At 69.6% G+C, this 23820-nt stretch carries 20 protein-coding genes and 2 pseudogenes; 4 read left to right on the top strand and 18 right to left on the bottom strand.

The genetic code is table 11. From position 1 onward, the window contains the following. The 7 genes and pseudogenes from ACSMFO_RS39685 to ACSMFO_RS39715 form a co-directional block, all read right to left on the bottom strand. Nucleotides 1-240 (bottom strand): annotated as a pseudogene (locus tag ACSMFO_RS39685) (DUF6542 domain-containing protein); the annotation flags it as partial. Next, nucleotides 237-740 (bottom strand): Holliday junction resolvase RuvX, encoded by a 504-nt coding sequence (ruvX, locus tag ACSMFO_RS39690; RefSeq protein ID WP_038515635.1) that lies wholly within the window; start codon nt 738-740, stop codon nt 237-239. The gene ruvX and the pseudogene ACSMFO_RS39685, both read right to left, overlap by 4 nt. Beyond that, on the bottom strand, nt 733-3396 hold the full coding sequence (gene alaS, locus ACSMFO_RS39695) for an alanine--tRNA ligase (protein WP_436462483.1): 2664 nt from the start codon (nt 3394-3396) through the stop codon (nt 733-735). The genes ruvX and alaS overlap by 8 nt, the downstream gene beginning before the upstream one ends. Nucleotides 3397-3496: 100 nt before the next feature. Next, nucleotides 3497-3805 (bottom strand): hypothetical protein, encoded by a 309-nt coding sequence (locus ACSMFO_RS39700; protein WP_037343894.1) that lies wholly within the window; start codon nt 3803-3805, stop codon nt 3497-3499. Beyond that, nucleotides 3802-4200 carry a DUF948 domain-containing protein gene (locus ACSMFO_RS39705; protein ID WP_005157207.1) on the bottom strand — a complete coding sequence of 133 codons (399 nt, stop codon included), beginning with the start codon at nt 4198-4200 and terminating at the stop codon, nt 3802-3804. The genes ACSMFO_RS39700 and ACSMFO_RS39705 overlap by 4 nt, the downstream gene beginning before the upstream one ends. Before the next feature lie 84 nt (nt 4201-4284). Continuing rightward, nucleotides 4285-6402, bottom strand: a complete 2118-nt coding sequence (locus tag ACSMFO_RS39710; RefSeq protein WP_436462484.1) for a bifunctional polysaccharide deacetylase/glycosyltransferase family 2 protein — start codon at nt 6400-6402, stop codon at nt 4285-4287. Nucleotides 6403-6417: 15 nt separating this feature from the next. Next, nucleotides 6418-6846 (bottom strand): hypothetical protein, encoded by a 429-nt coding sequence (locus tag ACSMFO_RS39715; protein WP_436462485.1) that lies wholly within the window; start codon nt 6844-6846, stop codon nt 6418-6420. A 214-nt stretch (nt 6847-7060) separates the two neighbouring features. On the opposite strand from ACSMFO_RS39715, the gene ACSMFO_RS39720 reads away from it, so the two are divergent. From ACSMFO_RS39720 to ACSMFO_RS39730, 3 genes are all read left to right on the top strand, one after another. Next, the gene (locus tag ACSMFO_RS39720) at nt 7061-9139 is read left to right on the top strand and encodes a phosphocholine-specific phospholipase C (RefSeq protein WP_436462486.1); all 2079 of its coding nucleotides are present in this window, start codon (nt 7061-7063) and stop codon (nt 9137-9139) included. Nucleotides 9140-9259: 120 nt separating this feature from the next. Further along, nucleotides 9260-9931, top strand: coding sequence for a VOC family protein (locus ACSMFO_RS39725; RefSeq protein WP_436462487.1), 672 nt, complete (start codon nt 9260-9262; stop codon nt 9929-9931). Between the two features lie 179 nt (nt 9932-10110). Next, a complete protein-coding gene (locus ACSMFO_RS39730) occupies nt 10111-12486 on the top strand; it encodes a chitinase C-terminal domain-containing protein (protein ID WP_436462488.1) in 2376 nt (791 codons plus the stop codon). Nucleotides 12487-12565: 79 nt separating this feature from the next. On the opposite strand, the gene ACSMFO_RS39735 is transcribed toward ACSMFO_RS39730, so the two are convergent. The 11 genes from ACSMFO_RS39735 to ACSMFO_RS39785 all read right to left on the bottom strand — a co-directional run bounded on the left by ACSMFO_RS39735 (nt 12566) and on the right by ACSMFO_RS39785 (nt 23372). Further along, entirely contained in the window at nt 12566-13144 is a 579-nt protein-coding gene (locus tag ACSMFO_RS39735; protein WP_436462489.1) for a 1,2-dihydroxy-3-keto-5-methylthiopentene dioxygenase, read from the bottom strand. Then, nucleotides 13141-13773 (bottom strand): methylthioribulose 1-phosphate dehydratase, encoded by a 633-nt coding sequence (gene mtnB, locus ACSMFO_RS39740; RefSeq protein WP_436462490.1) that lies wholly within the window; start codon nt 13771-13773, stop codon nt 13141-13143. The genes ACSMFO_RS39735 and mtnB overlap by 4 nt, the downstream gene beginning before the upstream one ends. After that, nucleotides 13770-14486 (bottom strand): acireductone synthase, encoded by a 717-nt coding sequence (gene mtnC, locus ACSMFO_RS39745; protein ID WP_436462491.1) that lies wholly within the window; start codon nt 14484-14486, stop codon nt 13770-13772. Before mtnC ends, mtnB begins: the two co-directional genes overlap by 4 nt. After that, entirely contained in the window at nt 14483-15493 is a 1011-nt protein-coding gene (locus ACSMFO_RS39750) for a methylthioribose-1-phosphate isomerase (RefSeq protein WP_436462497.1), read from the bottom strand. The genes mtnC and ACSMFO_RS39750 overlap by 4 nt, the downstream gene beginning before the upstream one ends. Then, complete coding sequence (locus ACSMFO_RS39755) at nt 15493-16623, bottom strand: acyl-CoA dehydrogenase family protein (RefSeq protein ID WP_436462492.1); 1131 nt, start codon at nt 16621-16623, stop codon at nt 15493-15495. The genes ACSMFO_RS39750 and ACSMFO_RS39755 overlap by 1 nt, the downstream gene beginning before the upstream one ends. Then, the gene (locus ACSMFO_RS39760; RefSeq protein WP_436462493.1) at nt 16620-17348 is read right to left on the bottom strand and encodes a nucleoside phosphorylase; all 729 of its coding nucleotides are present in this window, start codon (nt 17346-17348) and stop codon (nt 16620-16622) included. The genes ACSMFO_RS39755 and ACSMFO_RS39760 overlap by 4 nt, the downstream gene beginning before the upstream one ends. Next, nucleotides 17345-18202 carry an ABC transporter permease gene (locus tag ACSMFO_RS39765; RefSeq protein ID WP_073846947.1) on the bottom strand — a complete coding sequence of 286 codons (858 nt, stop codon included), beginning with the start codon at nt 18200-18202 and terminating at the stop codon, nt 17345-17347. The genes ACSMFO_RS39760 and ACSMFO_RS39765 overlap by 4 nt, the downstream gene beginning before the upstream one ends. Next, nucleotides 18199-19203: an ABC transporter permease gene (locus tag ACSMFO_RS39770; protein WP_436462494.1), complete on the bottom strand. Its 1005-nt coding sequence runs from the start codon at nt 19201-19203 to the stop codon at nt 18199-18201. The genes ACSMFO_RS39765 and ACSMFO_RS39770 overlap by 4 nt, the downstream gene beginning before the upstream one ends. Beyond that, the gene (locus ACSMFO_RS39775) at nt 19200-20717 is read right to left on the bottom strand and encodes an ABC transporter ATP-binding protein (protein WP_436462495.1); all 1518 of its coding nucleotides are present in this window, start codon (nt 20715-20717) and stop codon (nt 19200-19202) included. Before ACSMFO_RS39775 ends, ACSMFO_RS39770 begins: the two co-directional genes overlap by 4 nt. Beyond that, nucleotides 20698-21735 carry a BMP family ABC transporter substrate-binding protein gene (locus ACSMFO_RS39780; RefSeq protein WP_051972589.1) on the bottom strand — a complete coding sequence of 346 codons (1038 nt, stop codon included), beginning with the start codon at nt 21733-21735 and terminating at the stop codon, nt 20698-20700. Before ACSMFO_RS39780 ends, ACSMFO_RS39775 begins: the two co-directional genes overlap by 20 nt. Before the next feature lie 68 nt (nt 21736-21803). Further along, entirely contained in the window at nt 21804-23372 is a 1569-nt protein-coding gene (locus ACSMFO_RS39785; protein ID WP_436462496.1) for a purple acid phosphatase family protein, read from the bottom strand. A gap of 321 nt (nt 23373-23693) precedes the next feature. Between ACSMFO_RS39785 and ACSMFO_RS39790 the strand changes: the two are divergent. Next, nucleotides 23694-23820, top strand: a pseudogene (locus tag ACSMFO_RS39790) (HNH endonuclease); the annotation flags it as partial.

The following is a 23820-nucleotide window of genomic DNA, read 5'->3' on the forward strand; positions in this document are numbered from 1 at the left end:
CGGCGGCTCGTCGGCGGCGCGCCGGGCCCGCGGCGGTGGCTCTTCCGGTGACCGGCGGGCCCGCGGCGGTTCTTCCGCCGGACGCCGTACGGGCGGTTCCTCGCGGATGTGCCGTCGTCCCGTCGGCTGGGGCTCGGGCCGTCGACGCGGCGGGGCCGGTGGCTGGATGGCCTCTTCAGGCTCCCGCAACCGTCGTCTTCCGCCCTGACGGCGTTCGGGCCGGCCGTGGGGCTCGGTCATGTGTCGCCCTTCCGTGCGCGATGTGCCGCTACCGCGTCGATCCACGCCTGCAGGATCTCGACCGCGGCCGCCTGATCGACGACGGCACGTTGCTTACGTCCCTTCACCCCACGCTGCGACAGCATCCTGGATGCCGTCACCGTGGTCAACCGCTCGTCGGCCAGTCGCACCGGGACCGGGGCGATCCTGGCGGCGAGCTTTCCGGCGTAGTCGAGTGCCGCTTCGGCCGCCGGGCCGTGACGGTCCTTGAGCGTCCTCGGCAGGCCGACGACGACTTCGACCACGTCGTGTTCCGTGACGAGTTCGACGAGCTGGTCGACGTCCTTGTCGGCCGCAGCGTCGCGAGTGAGGGTAACGAGCGGGCTCGCGAGGATGGGGTCGGGATCGCTGAGCGCGATCCCGACCCGGACGGATCCGACATCCACCCCGAGCCGCCTGCCGCGCCCCGGATCGGACTCCCCAGGCCGATCCGGGCGCCGCTGAGGGGCGTCGTCAGCCAACTTGGGCGACCGCCGCGCGCAGGGAGGCGATGGCCTGGTCGGCCCCGGCCGGGTTGGTGCCCCCGCCTTGGGCCATATCCGGCTTGCCGCCGCCACGGCCGCCGATCGCCTCGGCGAACGACGGGACGAGCTTGCCCGCCGCGACGCCCTTCGCCTGCGCCGCCTTCGTGGTGGCGACGACGAAGGCGACCTTCTCGCCTTGCGGGGCGAACAGCGCGACGATGCCGGGCCGGTCGCCGAGCCTGCCGCGGATGTCCGAAGCCAGCGCACGCAGACCGTTCGAGTCGACGCCTTCGCCGAGCTTCTCCGCGACGACCGCGATCCCGCCGATGTCCTCGGCCTTGTCCGCGAGCGATCCCGCCGAGCCGAGCACCTGCTGGGTGCGCAGCTGCTCGATCTCCTTCTCGGCGTTCTTGAGGCGGGTGAGCACGTCGTCGATCCGCGACGGCAGCTGCTCCGAGGGCACCTTGAAGGTGCTCGCGAGCTGCGAGACGAGCAGCTGCTCCTTGCGGACGTACTTGAGCGCGTCCGTGCCGACGAGCGCCTCGACGCGGTGCACGCCGGAACCGATGGACGAGTCGCCCACGAGCTTCACCAGGCCGAGCTGCCCGATGCGGTCGACGTGGGTGCCACCGCAGAGTTCGCGGGAGTATTCGCCCATGTCGACGACGCGGACGTCGTTGCCGTACTTCTCACCGAACAGCGCGACCGCGCCCAGTTCGAGGGCCTTGTCCTTCGTGGTGACGAAGGTGTTCACCTCGACGTTGGTCTGGAGGTAGTCGTTGACCTCCTCCTCGACCTCGGTCAGCACGTCGGCCGACACCCCGCCGGAGGTGGTGAAGTCGAAGCGCATCCGGCCCGGCGAGTTCAGCGAACCGGCCTGCGCCGCGCGCTTGCCGTACGCGCCGCGCACGGCGGCGTGCACCAGGTGCGTCGCGGAGTGCGACCGCTCGATCGACAGGCGTCGGTGCTGGTCGACCGAACCGGTCAGCGCGCCGCCGATGCCGATCTCGCCGTCGAGCACCTCGACCCGGTGCACGAACAGGCCCGGCACGATCTTCTGCACGTCGTGGACCTTGAGCTCGACGCCGTCGCCGAGCAGCACCCCGGTGTCGGCGACCTGGCCACCGCTCTCGGCGTAGAACGGCGTGCGGTCCAGGACCAGCTCCGCCTTCTTGCCCGCGCCGACGCGGGAGACCGGCACGCCGTCTTCCAGCAGCGCGACGACCTTCGCCTCGGCCTGCAGGTCGGTGTAACCGAGGAATTCGGTCTCGCCGTGCTGCTCCAGCACCTTGCGGTACTCGGACAGGTCGCCGTGGCCGGTCTTGCGCGACGCCGCGTCGGCCTTCGCGCGCTGCCGCTGCTCGTTCATGAGCGTGCGGAAGCCCTCTTCGTCGACGGTCAAGCCCTGCTCGGACGCCATCTCCAGCGTCAGGTCGATCGGGAAGCCGTAGGTGTCGTGCAGCTGGAACGCCTTGTCGCCGGCCAGCAGCGAACCGCCGGAGCGCTTGGTCTCCTCGGCCGCGAGGTCGAAGATGCGCGAACCGCTGGTGAGCGTGGAGAGGAAGGCCTCCTCCTCGACGCGCACGACGTCCTCGATGCGGTCGAAACCGGACACCAGCTCGGGGTACGTCGGGCCCATCGTGTCGCGGACGACCGCGGCGAAGGCGGGCAGCACCGGCTCGTGCACGCCGAGCAGGCGCGCGGAGCGGATGATGCGGCGCAGCAGGCGGCGCAGCACGTAGCCGCGGCCGTCGTTGCCCGGGGTGACGCCGTCGCCGATGAGCAGCACACCGGTGCGGGCGTGGTCGGCGATGACGCGGAAACGGACGTCGTCGGTGTGGTCGGAGCCGTAACGGCGGCCGGAGAACTCCTCGGCGCGGCCGATCACCGGGCGGACGAGGTCGGTCTCGTAGACGTTCTCGACGCCCTGCAGGATCGTCGCCACGCGCTCGACGCCCATCCCGGTGTCGATGTTCTTCTTCGGCAGCTCGCCGATCGGCTTGTGGCCGTGCTTCGGGCTCTTCTCGCCCCGCACGTCCTGCATGAAGACGAGGTTCCAGATCTCGATGTAGCGGTCCTCGTCGGCGACCGGGCCGCCCTCGCGGCCGTAGCCGGGGCCGCGGTCGTAGTAGATCTCCGAGCACGGGCCGCCGGGACCGGGCACGCCCATGTCCCAGTAGTTGTCCTTGCCGTCACGGGACTGGATGCGCTCGCCGGGCAGGCCGGTGAGCTTCTTCCACAGACCCGCCGCCTCGGCGTCGTCCTCGTAGACGGTCGCCCAGATGCGCGCCGGGTCGAGGCCGTAGCCGCCTTCGCTCTGGGGCTTGGTGATCAGCTCCCAGGCCGCCTCGATGGCGCCTTCCTTGAAGTAGTCGCCGAACGAGAAGTTCCCGGCCATCTGGAAGAAGGTGTTGTGCCGGGTCGTCTTGCCGACCTCGTCGATGTCCGGCGTGCGGACGCATTTCTGGACGCTGGTCGCGCGCGGGTACGGCGGCGGGGCCTCGCCGAGGAAGTACGGCTTGAACTGGACCATGCCGGCGTTGACGAAGAGCAGGTTCGGGTCGTCGAGGATCAGCGGCGCGCTCGGGACGCGCGTATGTCCCTTGTTCTCGAAATGGCTCAGAAAACGCTTCGTGATTTCGTGTGTTTCCACGGGATCGTCCTTGTATACGGGCTCGCGCGAAGGCGCTGGGAATGCGGACAGGCGGGAACGGCGAAGGGCTGGGGATCTTCCGGTCGCGGACGCGACCCGATCAGCCCTCCGCCCGGCGAGCTCGCCGGACCGGGCGCCGCGACTGCGCCGCGTGCCTGCCCTCGGTCACGGGGGCCGTGCTCAAGCCGGTCCGTTCGGACACCATGTCGTGCAACTCCTGTTCCCGCTCGCTCATCCCGGCGCGGACCTCCGCGCCGAACGAACCGACGGCGCCCGCGAGTTCCCGCACGGCGTCGCCCAGGTTCGAGGCTAACCCCGCGGGCGTGGCCTGGCGAGCGGTTTCCGTCGCTTTGCGTGACAGGGCGACCCCGGCGACCACGCCGACGCCGAGCCAGAACAGGCGCTTCATTTGCGGCCCCGCTTCTTCGCCGGACGGGCGGCTTTCGCTTCCGCCTTCTTCCGGCGGGCCTTGATGGCCTTGCTGAGGCCGTAGGACAGCGCGGCCGTCTTCACCAGCGGACCGCCGAGCGTCGCGGTGAACACCGACGACAGCGCGGACACGTTGCCGGAGACGGCCTGCGCGTTGGCCGTGATGCCGTCGACCCGCTCCAGCTGCGTGTTGACGTGCGTGATCGTCTCGTTCGCGCCGATCAGCAGCGGGTCGGTGTTCTCGTGCGCCTTGCGGATGGCGATCGTGGCCTCGTCCAGGGTCCGGCCGAGCTTGAACAGCACGATCGCCAGCAGCACGACGAGTACGACGAATGCTCCTGCGGCGATCAGCGCGGCGATCTGCCCTGCCGACACGGGCCCTCCTCAAGGGTCTGCGGTCATGGTGCACGTGAGGTTACCGCGCAGGTGGCCTTCCGGCGGTGCCACCCCGCCGGACGGTCACTCAGCGTCCACAAGTGACCCCGGTGGAGCGCTCTGGCCGAGGCGATCGAGTTTGTGCCACGGCAGCCGGGCGCCGGCCAGCGCCGTCATCACCGACTGGATGACCACGAGGTACATCAGCTGGCGGTAGACGAACTGTTGCAGCGGAAGGAAAAGCAGCGGGCGCAGCGATTCCCGGTCGAGCCGGAAGGCGATCACGCCCGGGACGAGCTGCAGCAGCAGGAACACCGACCAGTACAGCAAGGCCGTCTTCCAGTCCCCGGTCAGCACGCCGAAAAGGGCGGCCACGTCGACGAACGGCGCGAGCACGGGCAACGCCACCTGGAACAGCAGCAGATACGGGATGCCACGGCGGCCGAGCCTGCCCGCCGCGCCCTTGGCGACGACCGCGCCCCGGTGCTTCCAGATCGCCTGCAGCGTGCCGTAGCACCAGCGGTAGCGCTGTTTCCACAGCTGCCCCAGCGTCGCTGGTGCTTCGGTCCAGGCGCGGGCCTCCTGTTCGTAGACCACCCGCCAGCCGTCGCGCTCCAGCGCCATCGTGAGGTCGGTGTCCTCGGCGAGGGTGTCCTCGGGGACGCCGCCGAGCGCGAGCACCGCCGACCGGCGGAAGGCCCCGACCGCGCCGGGCACCGTCGGCATGCACTCGCCGACGTCGTACATCCGCCGGTCGAGGTTGAAGCCGATGACGTATTCGATGTGCTGCCAGCGGCCGAGCAGGCCGCCGCGGTTGGCGACCTTGGCGTTGCCCGAGACCGCGCCGACGGAAGGGTCCGCGAACGGCTGGATCACCGCGCCCACGGTGCCGGGTTCGAGCACGGTGTCGCCGTCGACCATGACCACCAGTTCGGTGCGGGCGGCGGCGAGGCCGGTGTTGAGCGCGGCCGGTTTGCCCGCGTTCTGTTGCCGGATCAGCGTGACGCGGCGCAGGGCGAGCCGCTCGACGACGTCGGCGGTGCCGTCGGTGGACCCGTCGTCGACCACGATCACCCAGGTCGGATGGTGGTCGGAGGCGAGGATCGAGCGGATGGTCGCCTCGATCCCGGCCTCTTCGTTGTAGGCGGGGACGATCACGGTCACCGGCTCCCGCACCGGCGGGCGCGAGGGCGCGGCCCTGCCCCGTCTGACGTGGATCGCCGTGGTGAGAAGGACCAGGACGGTGCGCAGGAGGGCGAGCACACTCGCCGCGCCGAGCAGCCAGCCCAGCGCCGTCGAGAGGGCTTCGCCCGTCTGGACGGCGGCGATCAGGAGCCAGCCGCCGAAGCGGGTGAGCCCGTCCACTCCGGCCGTGGTCCCGGTGAGCCCGGCGGCCCCGCTGACGGTGTCGAACCGCCAGCCCTTGGCCTTGAGCTCGGGGATCACGCGGTCGAGCGCGGCGAGGGTCTCCGAACGGTCGCCGCCCGCGTCGTGCAGGAGGACGACGGCGCCGTCGTCCGTCCGAGGGGTGATCGCGGCGGAGATGGCGTCGACGCCGGGCCGCCGCCAGTCCTGGGAGTCGAGTTCGGACAGCACGACCAGCCTGCCCTCGCCGCCGAGGCGGGTCGCCGCGCGCCAGCCCGCGTCGTCCACGGCGTCGGCGGTCGAGGAATAGGGCGGCCGGACCAGTGAGGTCCCCGTCCCGGCGGCACCGGCGATGGCGAGGTCGGTGGCCCGGAGTTCGATCTGCGCCCGGACGTCGCCCGCCGCGCCGAGGTCGGTGTGGGTGGCGGTGTGGTTCCCGAGTTCGTGACCACGGTGGACGATGTCCGCCGTCAGCCCGGGATGACGCGTCACCTGTCCGCCCGTCACGAAGAACGTGGCGTGGATCCCGTGCCGCGCGAGGACGTCGAGGACCCGCGGCGTCCATTCCGGATCGGGACCGTCGTCGAAGGTGAGCGCCACGGTCTTGTGCTGGAGCCGGGAAGCGACGGGCTCGGCTCCACGAGGGTCGATGATCGGGCCGCCGTCGCGTACCGCGGCCGGGACCTGCGTCGCGGCCACGGTCCTGGGTGTCCCGTCGGCGGCGAACCCGCCGCCGACCAGGGCGGTCAATCCCAGCAGGACGGTGACGGCGAACAGCAGGGTCGCCAGCAGCGCCCAATGCGCCTTGGGCGGCGGCAACCGCCGATGGTGGGACAAGGGGATTCCTCGGGGTCAGTGCCCGTTGCCGGGAGGCGCGGTCTTCGTCTGTCCTGGCGGGACGTCGGGCGCGCGGCTGTTGCGGCGGTCGATCCCCGGCGAGGAGGTGCTCGTGAGCCCCGGCGGCGTCGCCCCGGTCGAGACCGGGTTCACCGGCGGGGTCCGGCCGGCGCTCGTGTCCGCCGGCGCACGCCCGGTGGCGGGCGAATCGGTCGATCCGGACCGCGAAGACGTGGGCCTGGGGCCGGACGAAGTCGTCTCGGACGGCGCCTGGGTGGTCGCCGAGGGCGCGGGAGGCGGAGCGGGGATCAACGCGGAAGGCAGGGTCGGCGCCCCGAAAAGCGCGGCGGTGAGGAGGATCCCATAACCGACGACGACCGCGCAGGCACCGATCGCGATCCGCCGGACGACGGTGCGGCGACGGCCGCTGGGGTCGACGAACACCGGTCTGGCGGGGTCTCCCCCACTCTCGTTTTCGTTGTGATGATCAGGAAACACGGCCATCCAGGGGTTCGTACGGGCGGCATACTCTAAACACAGTGACGGCCAGGGACCAAGCCCGGAACGGCGGATCGACGCGGTGTCACCACCCGGCTACGACGCCGAGTCGACCTGTTCGGTTCTTGTGACGTTCATGTTCCTGGGACAAGGTTCCGGCATGCCTGAACTGTCACGTCGTACGTTGCTGGGCGCCACCGGCGCCGCGGCCGCCACCACGCTTCTCCCGCCGTCCGTGCACGCCGCCATGGGCGAACCCATGCGGCGGGGCGGACTCGACGCCATCGAGCACGTGATCGTGCTCATGCAGGAGAACCGGTCGTTCGATCACTACTACGGCAGCCTGCGCGGTGTCCGTGGTTTCTCCGACCCGCGTCCGCTCGAACTGCCGTCGGGGAGATCGGTGTTCGAGCAGCCGAATCCCGCCGGTGGCACGGTGCTGCCGTTCTCGGTGCGCAAGGCGGCCGAACTCGCCGGCCGGAACGCGGACGACATCCAGTACCTCGGCGACCTCGACCACAGCTGGAACGGCAGCGGCAAGGCGTGGGCGCGCGGCTGGAACAACGGCTGGATCGCGGCGAAGACGCCCGCCACGATGACCTACTACGAGCGCCGCGACATCGCGCTGCAGTACGAACTCGCGGACACGTTCACCATCTGCGACGCCTACCACTGCTCGATCTTCGGCTCCACGAACCCGAACCGGAACTTCCTGTGGACGGGGACGACGGGATTCGAACCGGGCAGCACGACCAACCGCGCGGTCACGAACGCGGCGTACTCCTACGACCACAAGGGCTACGACTGGACGACGTACCCGGAGCGCCTCGAAGCCGCCGGGGTGCCGTGGCAGATCTACCAGGAGTGGGACAACTTCACCGACAACGCGGTCGAGTACTTCCTGCCGTTCAAGAAGGTCGGCACGAAGATCCTGGCGTCGGTCGAGGAGAAGTTCCGTACCACCGAGGAGTTCTACGACGCGCTGCCCAAGAAGACCCCCGAGGAGCGCGCGAAACTGCTGGCGCAGTTCGACGCCGGAGTCGCCACGCTGACGCCCGCCGAGCGGAATCTGTTCGAGAAGGCCATGTACCGCAGCGAGCCGGAGACACTGGTGACCCGCCTCAAGGCGGACATCCAGGCGCGGCGCCTGCCCGCGGTGAGCTGGCTGGTGCCGTCCGCGAAGGACTCCGAGCACCCTGGCGCGTCCACTCCGGTCGGCAGCGCGAACCTGATCTACCGCGTGCTCGACGCGCTGGCGTCCGACCGCGAGACATGGTCGAAAACGGTGCTGCTGATCAACTTCGACGAGAACGACGGGTATTTCGACCACGTCCCGCCACCGATGCCGCCCGGGAACGCGGCGAACGACGCGGACCACTTCAACGGCCAGCCGCTCGGCTTCGGCCCGCGGGTGCCGATGACGGTCGTCTCGCCGTGGTCGATCGGCGGCCACGTCGATTCCACCGTGTACGACCACACTTCGGTGCTGCGGTTCCTCGAGCGTTGGACCGGGATCGCCGAGCCGAACATCAGCAAATGGCGGCGGACCGTCGCGGGCGACCTCACCGGCGCCTTCGACTTCTCGCGCGCCGGACGCCAGCCGCGGGTGAACCGGCCCGGCCCGGTGCCCGCGCCGATCAGCCGCTGGCGGCCGTCCGCCCCGGCGGAGCAGAGCCTGCCCGTGGCCGAACCCGGCAACCGGCCGTCCCGTCCGCTGCCGTACCAGGTCTCGGTGTCCGGCGCGGTGGACAAGTCGGGGAATCTGGCGCTCTCGCTGGCGAACAGCGGTTCGTCTTCGGCGCATTTCGCGCTGTACCCGTACAAGGGCGAGTTCGCCGAGCCCGCGCACCGCGACGTGCGCGGCGAGGCGCCGGAACTCGTGAAGCTCGCCGGTGACGAGTACCGCGTCGTCGTCCAGGGGCCGAACCGGGCGTGGTGGGAACTGCGCGGGAGCCGGTCCGGCGCCGCCGCCGGCGTCGATGTCCGGACACGTTTCCTGACGTGGCGTTCGGGCGTCGAGTTCAAGCTGTCCAACTCGGGCACTTCGGCGCTGACGCTGCGTCTGTCGTCTTCGCGCTTCACGCGGGTCGTGCGCGTCGGGGCGGGGCGTTCGGTCACGGTGGACTGGCCGGTTTCCGGCGGCTGGTACGACGTTCGCGTGACGGCGGACGGGGATCCGTCGTTCCTGCGGACGCTGACCGCGCGGGTGGAGAACGGGCGGCCCGGCGTCTCCTGCTGACCGTTCCCGAAGACGTGACTCGCGTGATTGGAGGCGTTCCGTCTCCGCTCACGCGAGTTCCGTCTCTGATCACGCGTTAATCGGGTTGCGTGCCGGTCGTCGTCGCTCTTAGCGTCGCTTATGGCCGCCACCCTGCACGCGCTCCGGATCGCCGCGCACGATCCGCACGCTCTCGAACGGTTCTGGACCGGCCTGCTCGGCCGGGCGATCGAGGACACCGGTTTCCGGCTGAGTTTCGTACGCAGCGACGAACCGAAGACCCGCCAGAACCAGATGCATTTCGACCTGACGAGCGAGTCGCTGGAAGACCAACGCCGGACGGTCGCGAAGGCGCTCGAACTCGGCGGACGGCACATCGACATCGGCCAGCTCCCGGAAGAGACGCACGTCGTGCTCGCCGACCCCGAGGGCAACGAGTTCTGCGTCATCGAGCCGGGCAACGACTTCCTCGCCGAATGCGGTTTCGTCGGCGCCATCGCGAGTGACGGTTCGCAGGAAGTCGGCTACTTCTGGAGCAAGGCGCTCGGCTGGCCGCTGGTGTGGGACCAGGACCAGGAGACCGCGATCCGCTCGCCGCACGGTGGCCCGAAGATCACCTGGGGCGGCCCGCCGTTCACCCCGAAGACCGGACCGAACCGGCTGCGTTTCGTTCTGACCGGGCCGCTTTCCGAAGTGGAGCGGCTGGTTTCGCTCGGCGCGACCCGGCTCGGCGCCGACCGCGACGGGCAGGTGGAGATGACGGATCCCGACGGGAACGAGTTTTCCTTCCTGATACGGGAAACGGCGGCATAACACGATCCTGATGTAGCCGGGAGTATGGCCCGTCTCGGCAAAAGCCGGACCTGACGGACCACAGGTACGCTCCGCCGTACGGCACAGGATGGAAATTGGTCTACACCTATTGACGCGCGCCAGGTCCGCGGCTCAAGCTGCTGTGACCGAGGGCCATCTTCCACTGTCGGAGGTTCGGCGTGCCAAGGAGAACCAGGAAACTACTCCCCCTGCTGGCGTCGCTCATCACGCTGGCCGGACTCATGATCGTCGTCATCACCCCGTCCACGTCGAGCGCGGCAGGCCACGAGGACTGCCGTCCCGACGGGCTGTACCGGACACCCGGCGTCGACACCCCCTACTGCACCGTCTACGACACGAACGGCCGGGAATCCCTGGGAGAAGGGCATTCCCGCCGCGTGATCGGCTACTTCACCAGCTGGCGCACCGGAAAGAACGGCGCGCCCGCGTATCTGGCGAGCAACATCCCCTGGACCAAGGTCACCCACCTCAACTACGCGTTCGCGCATGTCGACGCGCAGAACAAGGTGTCGGTCGGCGCCGCGGGCCCGAACAACGAGTCCATCGGCATGGAATGGCCGGGCGTTCCCGGCGCCGAGATGGATCCCTCGTTGCCCTACAAGGGACATTTCAATCTGCTGAACAAGTACAAGAAGCAGTACCCGAACGTGAAGACGCTCGTTTCGATCGGCGGCTGGGCCGAGACCGGCGGCTTCCTGAACCCGGACGGCACGCGTAACGCGTCGGGCGGGTTCTATAAGATGACTCAAAGCCAGGCCAGCATCGACACCTTCGCGGATTCCGTCGTTAAGTTCTTGCGCGACTACGGATTCAACGGCGCGGACATCGACTACGAGTACGCGACGTCGGCGAACTACGCCGGCAACCCGGACGACTACTGGATCGCGCAGTCCAACCGGGGCACCCTCTGGGCGGGCTACGAGAACCTGATGCGCACGTTGCGCCAGAAGATCGACCAGGCCGGCGCCGCCGACGGCAAGCACTACCTGCTGACCGCGGCCGTCCCCGCGTCCGGCTGGCTGCTGCGCGGCCAGGAGGTCTACGGCGTCACGCAGTATCTCGACTACGCCAACATGATGAGCTACGACCTGCACGGCGCGTGGAACCAGTTCGCCGGGCCGAACGCCGCGCTCTACGACAACGGCAAGGACGCGGAACTCGCGCACTGGCAGGTGTACACGACACCGCAGTACGACGGGCAGGGCTATCTCAACACCGACTGGGCCTATCACTACTTCCGCGGTGCCATGCAGGCAGGCCGGATCAACATCGGTGTCGGGTTCTACACCCGCGGCTGGCAAGGCGTTTCCGGCGGGACGAACGGTTTGTGGGGCACCGCTCCACTGCCGGACCAGAAACAGTGTCCGCCGGGAACCGGTTCCCAGGTCGGCTCGACCGTGCCGTGCGGCAACGGCGCGATCGGCATCGACAACCTCTGGCACGACATGAGCCTGACGGGCGCCGAGGTTCCGGCGGGCGCGAACCCCATGTGGCACGCGAAGAACCTCGAGAACGAGATCACCCCGGACTACCTGGAGAAGTACGGGCTGGACCCGAAGAACAACCCGAAGGACCGGCTCTCCGGCTCCTACAACAGGTTCTACGACAACTCGATGGTGACACCGTGGCTGTGGAACAACGACAAGAAGGTGTTCCTGTCCACTGAGGACGAAGAGTCGCTCGCCACGAAGGCCAAATACGTGGCCGACAAGGGCATCGGCGGCATCATGATCTGGGAACTGGCGGGCGACTACGCCTTCGACAGCGCCAAGGGTCAGTACTTCATGGGCGACACGCTGATCACCAAGATCAACGACGGCCTGCGCGGCGCCGCACCGTACGGCAACGCCAAGTCGCCGCGTCCCGCGCCTTCATCGGTGCTGAACGCGAACGTCAACCTGACCGGATTCGCGCTGGGCGACGCGAACTACCCGATCACCCCGCGGATGCGCATCACCAACAATTCGACCACCACCATCCCCGGTGGGACGAAGATCGAGTTCGACTACGGCACGAGCGCGCCCGGCAGCATGTCCGACCAGTCCGGCTTCGGGCTGACGGTCACGAGCAAGGGCCACAGCGGGCCCAACGTCGGCGGAATGAAGGGAGACTTCCAGCACGTCGCGGTGACCGTGCCCAGCTGGCAGACCATCGCCCCGGGCGCCACGATCGAGATCCGGCTGAACTACTACATGCCGATCGCGTCGCCGTCGAACTTCACCTTCACCTTCGGCGGGACGACGTACGCGATCGCGTCGGACAACCCGCGTGGTGGCGGTGCTCCGCCGACGACCACGACCACACCGACGACGGGAACCACGACCACGACCACCAGTCCGACGACCACGACCCGGACGACCAGCACCACGCCGACGACGACCTCGGTGCCGTCGGACGCCTGGAAGCCCGGTGTCGACTACGCCACCGGCGCCAGGGTGACCTACAACGGCACGGCGTACGTCTGCAGGCAGGGCCACCGGTCGCTGTCCGGCTGGGAGCCGCCGAACGTGCCCGCCCTCTGGGCACCCGCCTGATCGACCCCGGCAGCGCGCGAAGGCTCGTGAGTGGCAAGGACGGTTCTAACCGTCCTTGCCACTCACGAGCCCCAAGCGCTCAGTAACGCCCGGCGGTCAATTCGTCGAACCCCGGGAAGTCCCCCGCCAGCGTCGCGCCGGTGAAGTCACCGACCCACCCGCCGTCGTCGTGGAAGAACCGGATGGACACGTAGTCGGGCCGCGTCCCCATGTCGAACCAGTGCGTGGTGTTCGCGGGCACGCTCAGCAGGTCCCCCGCCTCGCACAGCACCGCGTACACCTTGCCCCCGACGTGCAGATAGAACACGCCGGCCCCTCGCGCGAAGAAGCGGTCTTCGTCATCGTCGTGGGTGTGCTCGGCGAGGAACTTCTGCCGGGCTTCGGCGGCCGTGGCCGCCCAGCCGGGTTCGTCGGACGGGGTCATGCGGACGGCGTCCACGAACGTATAGCCCTCGGCCGCCGAGACCTTGGCGATCGGCTCCTCGTAGGCGGCCAGCACCTGCTCGGGCGTCACTTCGCGCGGCAGGTCACCGACGAGGTCCCACCGTTCGAACCGGACGCCGAGCCGCCCCAGTTCCCCGGTGATCACGGCCGGATCCTCGGTCCTGAGCGCGATCTCGCCGGGCCGGTCGTCCGGCCATACGGTCAGCAGGGTCATCGCACTCCCCTTTCCTCTCCCACGAGTCTTGTCTCTACCCGGAACCGGAGCAACCACTCCAAACATTCCAGGCGATGACGCGCGTGGCGCAGGTCATCGCCCCAGACGTAGATCCCGTGCCGCGCGACGATCACCGCCGGCGTGTCCGCCCGGAACCCCGCCTCGAACGCGTCGCCGAGGACACGCATGTCCTGGCCGTTGGCGATCACCGGGACGGTCACCAGGTCGTCGTGCGCGGCGCGGCCGAAACCCTTGAGCATCTCCAGGTCGCGCAGTTCGACGCCGTCCGGCCAGTGCTCGGCGGCCACCACCGGCGCGAGCGCGTGCACGTGGATCACCGCGCCCGCGCCCGACACGGCCGCGATCCGGGCGTGCAGTCCCGCCTCGGCCGAGGGCACCTTGTCCGGATGCGGCTGGTCCGCGACGGCCAGCCCGTCCTCCCCGACCACCACGACGTCGTCGCTGGTCAGCTCGCCTTTGTCCCGTCCGCTGACGGTGACCGCGACCCGCAGCGGGTCACGGCCGAGCACCACCGAGAGGTTGCCGGACGTGCCCCGCATCCAGCCCAGTCCGGCAAACCGGGCGGACTCCTCGGCGAGCGCGCGTCCCGCGAGTTCCAGCACACTCATCGAGGGACGACCTTGACCTCGTCGAACGTCCGGATCGTCCGGTGCGTCCCGAAATCCGCGTCGCCGAACGGTTCACCCTCGCGGGCGAGCCCGACGGTCTGCCAGCCGTCGGCGGCGGCCCCGTCGAGTTCGGCCGGGACGTCGGAGAAGAACACGATGTCACCCGGGTCGGCCTCCAGCGCGGAGGCGATCGCGCGGTACGACGGCGCCTCGCGCTTCGGCCCGGCGTTGACGGTGTCGAAATGCCGCTCGAACAGTCCGGTGACGTCGCCGTCGGTGGTCCGCGAGAACGACGCGATCTGCCCCGCGACCGAACCGGACGAGAACACCGCGAGCCGCAGCCCGGACTCGTGCCACGACCGCAGAGCCGGGGCGACGTCGCCGAAGAACTCCGTCGTGAGGTCGCCCTCGGCGTACCCGCGCTGCCAGATGAGGCCCTGCAACGTCTTCAGCGGCGCGATCTTCCGGTCCGCGTCCATCCAGCCGTGCAGCACCCGCACGACGTCCACAGTGGACGCGTCCGCCGGGAGCCCGCCGAGTTCCTTGATCTCGGTGACGGCGGCGGCGACCTCCAGATCTTCCGGGTGCTCGTCGATCCACGGGCCCAGGCGCGGACGCGCGTAGTCGTAGAGGGTCACGTGCACGTAGCTGGTGGCGGTCAGCGTGCCCTCGATGTCGAGGACCACCCATCGGGCGGTCAGCGTTGCGGTCACTGGTTCGCTTCCCCTTCTGCGTAGTACTCGCGGAGCCGTCCGGGTTCGAAGGCCCCGCGGTCGGTCACCACCGTGGTCACGAAACGCGGTGGTGTCACGTCGAAAGCCGGATAGTGCCCACGGGCGCGCTCACCGGCGACGCGGTGGCCGAGCGCGCTCAGCACCTCGTCGCCGTCGCGGTATTCGATCGGCACGTCGGCGCCGGTCGGCGCGGCCTGGTCGGGCGCCTGCACCATGGCGTGGAACGGCACACCGAACACCTCCGCCGCCACCGCCAGCCCCAGGGTGCCGATCTTGTTGACGACGTGACCGTCCATGGTGACGCGGTCGGCCGCGGTCACCAGCGCGCCGACCTCGCCCGAGGCCAGCACCGCGGCACCCATGCCGTCGGTGATCAGCCGGGTGTCGGCGCCCATCTCGGCGAGCGTCTCGGCGGTCAGCCGCGCGCCTTGCAGGTACGGCCGGGTTTCCGTGCAGAAGAAGGAGAACTCCTTGCGCTGCCGTCGCGCGGCGAGCACGAATTCGACGAGGTACAGATCCGCCCAGCAGTGCGTCAGCACGGTCGCCCCGTCCGGCACCAACGCGGCTGTGTGTTCGCCGAGCGCGCGGCTGCGCGATCGGTACAACTCGTCACCCGCTCGCGCCCCGGCCGTCGCGGCCTCGACGAGGTCGCCCGTCGCTTTGTCCACTTCGGACAGTACGGCGGCCACGGCCTTGCGCAGATGGTTGTTGGTCTTGCGGGTCGCGACGATTCGCTCGCCTGCTCGCCGCAGGTACGCCCGCGGGTCCGGGAGCCCGGACGCCTCGCGCGCGGCGAGCACCATCGCGCCCAGCGCGGCGAAATACGGCCCGGACGACTGCGTGACCATGTCTTCGATGGCGACCGCGACCTCTTCCGAGGTCCGGCAGAGCACCCATTCCCGCTCGAACGGGAAGACCCGGCGGTCGAGGATGTGCACGCCTTCGTCGTCGAGGCGGACGCTGTCGGCGAGGATCGGCAGCGTCATCAGCTGTACCCCGAGAGGCACGGCGGGATCCCGTTGAGGAAGTGGTCGCCGACCTCGCGTGCCTTGTACGTCACGGGATCGTGCAGGGTCAGCGTGCGGGCGTTGCGCCAGAAGCGGTCGAAGCCGTACTTGGTCGCCGTGGCCCGCGCGCCGGTGAACTCGAAGACCTTGCTCGTGGTTTCGACGGCCACCCGGCTCGCCACGATCTTCGCCGACGAAATGGCGATCGCCGCTTCGGCACGCTCGGCCGGAGTCAGGTTGAAGCCACGTTCGTCGGCCTCGCCGAGCGCGGAAACCGCCGCGTCGACGGCGAATCCGGCCGCTCGCGCCGTCGCGACCAGCTCGCCGTAGCCCGCCAGCGTGTACGGATCCTGCGTCACCTTGTCCACATCGGACAGCGTCCACGGCCGGGCGGTCTCCCGCGTGTAGACGGCCGCCGCGTCGAGCGCGCCGAACGCGAGGCCGACGTACACCTGCGCCAGCATGAGCTGGAACCCGATGGCCGCCAGGGAGATCCGGGGCACCTTCGGATCGGACTGGTCCTCCGGCTGGGCGCCGAGCACGTCGTCCTCGGCGACGCGGACGGCCTCGAACCGCACCGCGCCGCTCGCCGTGAGCCGCTGGCCGATGTTGTCCCAGTCACCGGGGAAGGTGATCCCGCCGGCCCGCGCGTCGACGACGAAGGTCAGCTTCTCGCCGTTGTCGGTCCTGGTCGCGCTGACCACGAGGCGATCGGCGACGGCCGCGCCGGTCGCGAAGGTCTTGGTGCCTTCGACGGTGAACCCGCCGTCGACCGGGGTCATGAGCAGGGCGGCGTCGAGCGGATTGCTCACGCCCGCCCAGAACCAGCCCGGTTCGCTCGCCGCACGCGGCCCGAACAGGCCGGTACGCCACAGCTGCAGGTAGTGGTAGCCGAGCAGATGACCGACCGACGCGTCCGCGGCGGAGACGATACGGGTGGCCTCGTTCGCGGCCGCCCAGCCGGCGGTGTCGAGCAGGGGCAGCAGCCCGGACTCGCGCAGCAGTCCAACTTCGTGGACAGGGAGACGTCCGGCGAGGTCGCGCTCGGCCGCGTCCGCCGCCAGCGTGCTCGCCAGCTCGTGAGCCGCTTTTCGCCACACTTCGGTCATTCCGCCCCTTCCACGTCGACGAGAGCGTCGAGGGCGACACGTGTAGCCCTCGCCACTCCCTCGGCCACGACGTCGCGGTGCGGGTCGTAGGCCGACGGGTCGGGGTGCTCGGGCCGCGCGTCGCCGTCGATCACGAGCACACCACCGGCCCGCAGGCCGCGCAATGCCGCGAACACCAGCAACGTGGAGAGTTCCATCTCAATGGCGATCACCCGCGCGGCCAGGTACTCGGCCATCGGGAGGGTGAGCACCAGCGGGCTGAACGCGGCCCGCGTCCACACCACGCCCCGGCGTGCCTCCGGTGCCACGCGGCTCAGGGCCACGACGAGCTCCGGAGTGGCGAACGCCGGGTACTCCGGATGGATGAGCTGCTGGGTGACGCCGTCGTCGCGGACCGCCGCCTCCGCGATGACGAGGTCGCCATCGGTGATCCCGTCGGCCAGCGAACCGGCGGTGCCGAGCCGGAGGAAGGTGCGGACCCCCGCCTCGGCCAGCTCGCCGAACTGGCACAACGCGCCCGGGCCGCCGACGCCGTGCGAGGACACGACGACCGGGACGCCCTTCCAGGTGCCGGTGTAGCTGCGGTATTCACGGTTCTGGCCGACGAGGGCGGCGTCGGTCAGCGACCCGGCCACCGCGGTCGCACGGTCGGGATCGCCCACGACGAGAGCGTGCGGTGGCAGTCCGTGCCGGGGGATCTTGGTGATGGGCAGGACGTCGCTCACGCGGGCTGTCCCTTCTTGCGTTTTAGGTTGGACAAGAACAACGCCACGAGCGTGACGACATACGGGGCGGCGTCGGTGGCCTGCTGCGGCAACCCGATGCCCTGGAGCCGGAAGCCGAACGCCTCGGCCAGGCCGAACAACAGCGCCGCGAGCAGCACCCCGAGCGGATGCGCGCGGCCCAGCATCACGGCCACGACGGCGATCCAGCCGCGGCCGGCGGTCATGTTCTCGGCGAAGAGCGTCACCGAGCCCAGCGCCAGTTGCGCGCCGCCGAGACCGCACAGCGCTCCGCCGGCGAGGATCACGCCATAGCGATATTTGGTCACGTTGACACCGAGGCTGGACGCGGCCTCCGGACGCTCCCCGACCCCGCGCAGCCGCAGTCCCCACGGATGCCGGTAGAGCAGCACCGCGAGCGCGGGCACGGCCAGCCAGGACAGGTAGACCAGCAGCGACTGCCCCGGAATCGGGCCGAACTGGCCCAGCCCTTGCAGTGACGGGTCGCTGAACGAGCCTTCGGTGCCGAAGACGGTGCGGATGAGGAAGCTCGTCAGTCCGACCGCGAGCAGGTTGCTCGCGACGCCCAGCACGATCGGGTCCCCGTCGAAGGTGATCGAGCCGATCGCGAGGATCAGCGAATACGCCGTCGCCGCGAGCACCGCCACGACGACGCCGATCCACGCGCTGCCGGTGTACCAGCTGCCCGCGACCGCGCCGAAGCAGCCGACCAGAAGCGAGCCTTCGAGGGAGATGTTGAAGACCCCGGCTCGCTGGCACAACGCGCCCGCCAGCGCGGCGAACAGGATCGGCGTCAACGCCGTGAGCGCCGAGGAGAACAGGCTCGCGTCGATCATGCGCGCTTCGCCTTCCGCTTGAAGACGCCCGACGTCGCCGCCAGGAAGATGATCAGCACCGCCTGCAGGACCGCGGTGAGCTCGCGCGGGACCTGGGTGGCGCGTTCCATCGCGAACCCGCCGCTGGTCAGCGCCGCGAAGAAGACCGCCGCGAGCAGCGTCCCGAGCGGGCTGGCCCCGGCGAGCAGCGCCGCGAGCAGGCCGATCCAGGTGTACTGCGGCGTGATCAGCGCGCCGTCGATGAAGCGGTACGGGAAACCGAGGACGGCGATCGCGCCGACCAGTCCCGCCGTCCCGCCCGAAGCGGCCAGCAGCCGCAGCGTGAGTTTCGGCCGGTCGATCCCGGCGTAGGCGGCGAACCGCGGCGCCCAGCCGGTCACCTTCGTCTCGAAACCGGCGGGAGTGCGGGCGTCGATCACCGTGTAGACCGCGATCACCGCCGCCACCAGGAAGATCCCGGTCGTCACGCCGTCGATTTCGGGCAACCGCGCGCCTTCGGTCAGTTGCGGGCTCTGCGGCAGGCTGGAACCGGCGTCCTTCAACGGGAACCGCACCAGGTACCCGGCGAGTGACATCGCCGGATAGCTCAGCAGCAGCGTGCTGATCAGCAACGGGACACCGAGCCGGTTCTCGCAGACCGCGGCCAGCGCGGCGTACGCGGCTCCGGCGATCACCCCCGCGAGCAGCGCGAGGATCACCTTCACCGGTCCGGGTCCGGGTACGTACAGGCCGACGGCGAGCGCGCTGATCGCGCCGAGCACCAGCTGGCCCTCACCGCCGAGGTTCACCATGCCCGCGCGCAACGGGATCGCGAGCGCCGTGGCCATCCCCGCGACGGGGACGGCGTAGGCGAGAGTGTCCCCGATGCCGTCTGGGCCGAAAGCGCCGGAGACGATCGCGCCGTACGCCGCCAGCGGGTCGGTTCCGGTGGCCAGCAACAGGATCGCGCCGAGGACGAGCGCCGCGGCGACCGGGACGGCGATGAGACGGACGCGGCTCATCCGGCGCCTCCCGCCATCGCGAGACCCACCGTGTGCTGATCGGCCTCGTCCTTGGTGAACTCCGCGACGATCCGGCCTTCGAACAGCACCAGCACCCGGTCCGACAACGCGAGGATCTCGCTGAGCTCGGCGGACATCAGCAGGACGGCGTGCCCGGCGTCGCGGTGGGCGACGAGCCTCGCGTGGATGTTCTCGATCGCGCCGACGTCGACGCCGCGGGTGGGCTGTTCGACCAGGAGGAACGGCGCGTCGTGGGTGAGTTCGCGGCCGAAGATCGCTTTCTGCTGGTTGCCGCCGGACAGCGTGCCCATCGCGGCGGCGGGGCCGGACGCGCGGACGTCGTAGTCCTCGATGATCGCCGCCGCGTGGTCGTCGATCGCCTTGCGGCGCAGGAATCCCTTGCGCACCAACGGTCGTTTGCGGTGGAAGCCGACGGCCAGGTTCTCCCGGAGTCCCGCCGTGGGCGCCGAGCCTACCTCGGCGCGGTCTTCCGGGACATGGGCGATCCCGACATCCCTTCGCGCACGTACCGACAGTCCATCGAGATTCTGTCCATTGAGGACGATGGTGCCGCCGGTCTTCAAGAGGCCGGTGATGGCGCCGGAAAGCTCGGCCTGCCCGTTGCCCGCGACCCCGGCGACGCCGACGATCTCCCCGGCGCGCACGGTCAGGGAAACGTCGTCCAGCAACGGCTTTCCTTCCACACCGGGAACGGTCAGGGAACGGGCTTCGAGGACGATGTCACCAGGTGTCCCGGCCGGGTGGACGCGATCGAGGTCGACCTCGCGTCCGGTCATCGCCGCGGCGAGCCCGGCGGCGGTCTGGTCCGCCGTGCGCCCGCGGGCGCTGACGCGGCCGTCGCGCAGCACCGTGACGTGGTCGCTGACGGCGAGGACCTCCTGGAGTTTGTGCGACACCAGCAGGATCGTGCGATCCTCGGCGGCGAGGGCGCGCAGCACGCCGAACAGCCGCTCGGTCTCGGGCGGGGTCAGCACGGCGGTGGGTTCGTCGAGGATCAGCACCCCGGCGTCGCGGTACAGCAGCTTGAGGATCTCGACGCGCTGCCGGAGCCCGACCGGCAGGTCGCGGACCCGGTCGCCGGGCCGCAGCCGCAGTTCGTGCCGTTCGATCAGTTCGGTGACGCGGGCCGTCGCCGCCTTGCGGTCCAGCAGGCCGCGGCGGGTCGGTTCGCTGCCGAACACGACGTTCTCGGTGACGGTGAGTTCGCCGAACAACGCGAATCCCTGCTGCACCATGCCGACACCGGCGTCGATGGCCTGCGCGGGCGAACCGAAGGAGACTTCCTTGCCGTGCAAGGAGATCGCGCCCTCGTCGGGCCGGTGGAGACCGTAGAGCACGGACATGAGCGTCGACTTGCCCGCGCCGTTCTCCCCCATCAGCGCGTGGATCTCGCCTCTGCCGACGTCGAGGTCGACGTGGTCGTTCGCGAGCACTCCGGGGAACCGCTTGACGATCCCCCGGAGTGAGACGGCGTCAGGATTTGGCGGGGTCATCGACGACGATCGCGCCCGAGATGATCTGGTCCCGCAGTTCGCCGACCTTGGCCAGCACGTCGGGGTGGGTCGCGACGACGCACTGCGAGGTCGCGGCGTCGGGCTCAAGCCCGGTCAGGGAGATGCCCTTCTCCTTGACACCATAGGACTTCGTCTCGCCGGTCTTACCGCCGAGGATCGCGTCGACCCCGTCGCCGATGACGACGTTGGTGCGTTTGATGACGTTGTCCACGACCTGGCCCGGGCTGGCCGGGCACTGGTTGGCGTCGACGCCGAACGCGAAGAAACCACCCTGCTTGGCCGCCTCGAACACGCCGAGGTTGCCCGCCGCGGAGGCCGCGCCCATGACGTGGTCGACGCCCTGACCGGCGAGCGTGGTGGCCAGCGCCTTCGCGCGGGCGGGATCGTTGAACGGGTTCGCGCCGCCGATGAACAGCGGGGCGAGCGTGGTGCCGGGCTTGGCCTTCTCCGCGCCCTGCCCGAACGGGATCGAGTACCGGCGGAACTGGGGCGCGTCGAGGACGACGACCGCGCCGACCTTGCCGCTCTTGCTCAGCAGCCCGGCTTCGGCGCCGGCGAGGTAGCTGCCCTCGTGCTCGCGGAACACCGCGCAGGTCACGTTCGGGAACGGTTTGGTGGTGCAGGAGTCCACGAACAGGAACTTCTGCCCGGGGTTGCGTTCGGCCTCGGCCGCGATCGCGTCGGCGAAGTTGAAGCCGACGGCGACGATCACGGCGGGCTTCTCCCGCACCGCGGCCGCGAGGTTCTGCTGGATCGAGGCCGGATCGGTGCTCTGGTAGACCTTCTGCGTCCCGTTGTGCTTCTTGGCCGAGTCCTCGATGCCCTGGACGGCGAGCTTGAGGAAGTCGTTGACGCCGACCGGGCTCGGCGTGATCAGGACCAGCGCGGGTCCGGCGGCGTTCTGCGCGGCCGGATCCTTGGCCGAGGCGTTGCACGCGGCGAGGAGCGTGACGGCGGAAACGGCCATGACGGCCCGCAGGAGGGTTCTCGGCGACATGTCCCGGACTGTATGTCTCCGGTCCACGATATGGCACCGAGTCCCACCATGCGGAACCGTGTAGGACGTTATACGTCGCCCGGGTCGGCGCCGAGGACAGCGTGCCGTGACCGATGGAGACCGGCGGTGCGGCGCAGGGTGAACCGGTCGATCTCGGCGCCGTCGTTGCGCAGGGTGCGCACGGTCAGCGTCGTCCGGCGGCCGGGCCAGGCGGGCTCGACGTCGATCGCGAGGAACGAGTACCCGGTGTAGCGCACGCGGGACCACGAGACGGTTTCGGTCACCTTCTCACCGCCCTTGACCCAGTGATACGACTGGAACTCGCCCGCGAACGTGTCGGGCACCGGGAAGCTGTAGAGACTCTTCCCGCCGCCGCCACAGGTCGCGTACACGGTGCCGTCGCGATCCGGCTCGACGGTGTCGCCGATCTCGACCTCGCGGGTCACCTTGCCGCCGCGCAGGGCGTCGGTGCGTTCGTAGATGTGGTTGTGCCCGTTGATGACGAGGTCGACCCGGTACTCGTCGAACAACGGGACCCACTGCTCGCGGACGCCACCCTCCGACGCGTGCTGATTGGTCGTCGAATAGGCGCAATGATGGAAGAAGACCACGATGAAGTCGACGTCCGGCTGCGACCGCAGATACCGCAGGCGGCGCTTGAGCCACGCCGTCTGGGAGCCGTGCGAATAGCCGAGGTTGGCGGGGATCTCGTAGGAGACGTCGTTGGCGTCGAGCGAGATCACGCCGACGTTGCCGTAGATGAAGGAGTAGACGCTGGGACAGTCGTGCGGGCCCGTGCCGGGGAAATCCCAACGTTTGACCTGGCCGCCGTAGCCGTCGGGCGAGTAGAGGGCCTCCATGTCGTGGTTGCCGGTGGTGACCATCCACGGCACCGATGCCGCGACGCCCTCGATCTGGCGGTAGTAGGCGTCCCAGACCTTGGGGTCGAAGAGGTCGTGGTCCGCGTCGGGCTTGGACCCGGGCGGTTTACCCGCGCCGCTCGGGTCGGCGTACGCGATGTCGCCCGCCAGCAGGTGGAAACGCGGGTTCTGGCGCGCGACGGCGCCATCCTGCGCGAGCGCCGTCGTCGAGACGCCTTGGTCGCCGAACGCGGTGAAGGTGAACTTGCCCGCCGGGATCCCGCGCGCGGGCGCGGTGGTGAACGTCGAGATCGCGGCAGAACCGCCGTCCCCCGAAGCCGGGTCGAAACCCTCGTGCCCGACGGCGTACCGGTAAGTGTGGCCGGGCCAGAGATGGTCGGCCTCGGCATGGAGGTAGTACTGGTCGTACGGTGCGATGACCCCGGCGACCTCGGAATGCAGCGCGCGGACCTCGGCCGGGATGCGATGACTCCAGCCGCCGTGCCCGTCGGCGATACGCAGGAACGGCTTCCGCACCGGCGCCGGCACCTGCCACGCGACCCGCATCGACGTCCGCGGGTTCCGGCCGAACGCGAGATGCCGCCCCGCCGGGACGACCTTCTCGCCGTCGGCGTACGCGGTGCCCTGCAGGAGAAGCGGCCCGGCCGCGAGGACGGCGCCCTTCAGAATCGTGCGGCGGCTGAGGAATTCGTGCTGTTCGGCCATCGTGAGACGCGAGGCCAGCGCGTCGGGAACACCGACCCTGGGGATTTCCATGCGCGGATACTCGCCGACGGACATGTGCGGCTCGCGACGGTGAGACCAACGGGAGCGGTCCAGCTGCTCAGGGTGGGATCAAGGGGTTTTCAAGCGGTCTTTACCTTTGTTCCGCATTTAGCCGACTAACTGCGACGCGTTTTCCTTGCGTGACTTTGCGCGGACGGCTTCCTCTTTCACATTTAGTCGACTAACTGCGACGCGTTCTCCTTGCGTGACCTTTGCACGAGACTGCATCACTCTTCAGTGTCGTTAGTGCGGTTTCGCTTGTCGCTTAAAATTACGAACACGTGTTCGAGGACATTGCGGTATTATGGAGTTGTGTCCGAGACCTTCCTCCCCGAGTTGCCGCAGGAGCTGTGGCGCGCCGGCAAGCTGGAGCTTGCCCATGGCGTGCAGCAGTCGTTGCAGCTGATTCGGATCGCGACCGCCTGTCTGGGGCGGTTCC

Origin of the sequence: Amycolatopsis sp. w19, assembly GCF_051373225.1 — a bacterium.
Taxonomy (GTDB): domain Bacteria; phylum Actinomycetota; class Actinomycetes; order Mycobacteriales; family Pseudonocardiaceae; genus Amycolatopsis; species Amycolatopsis japonica.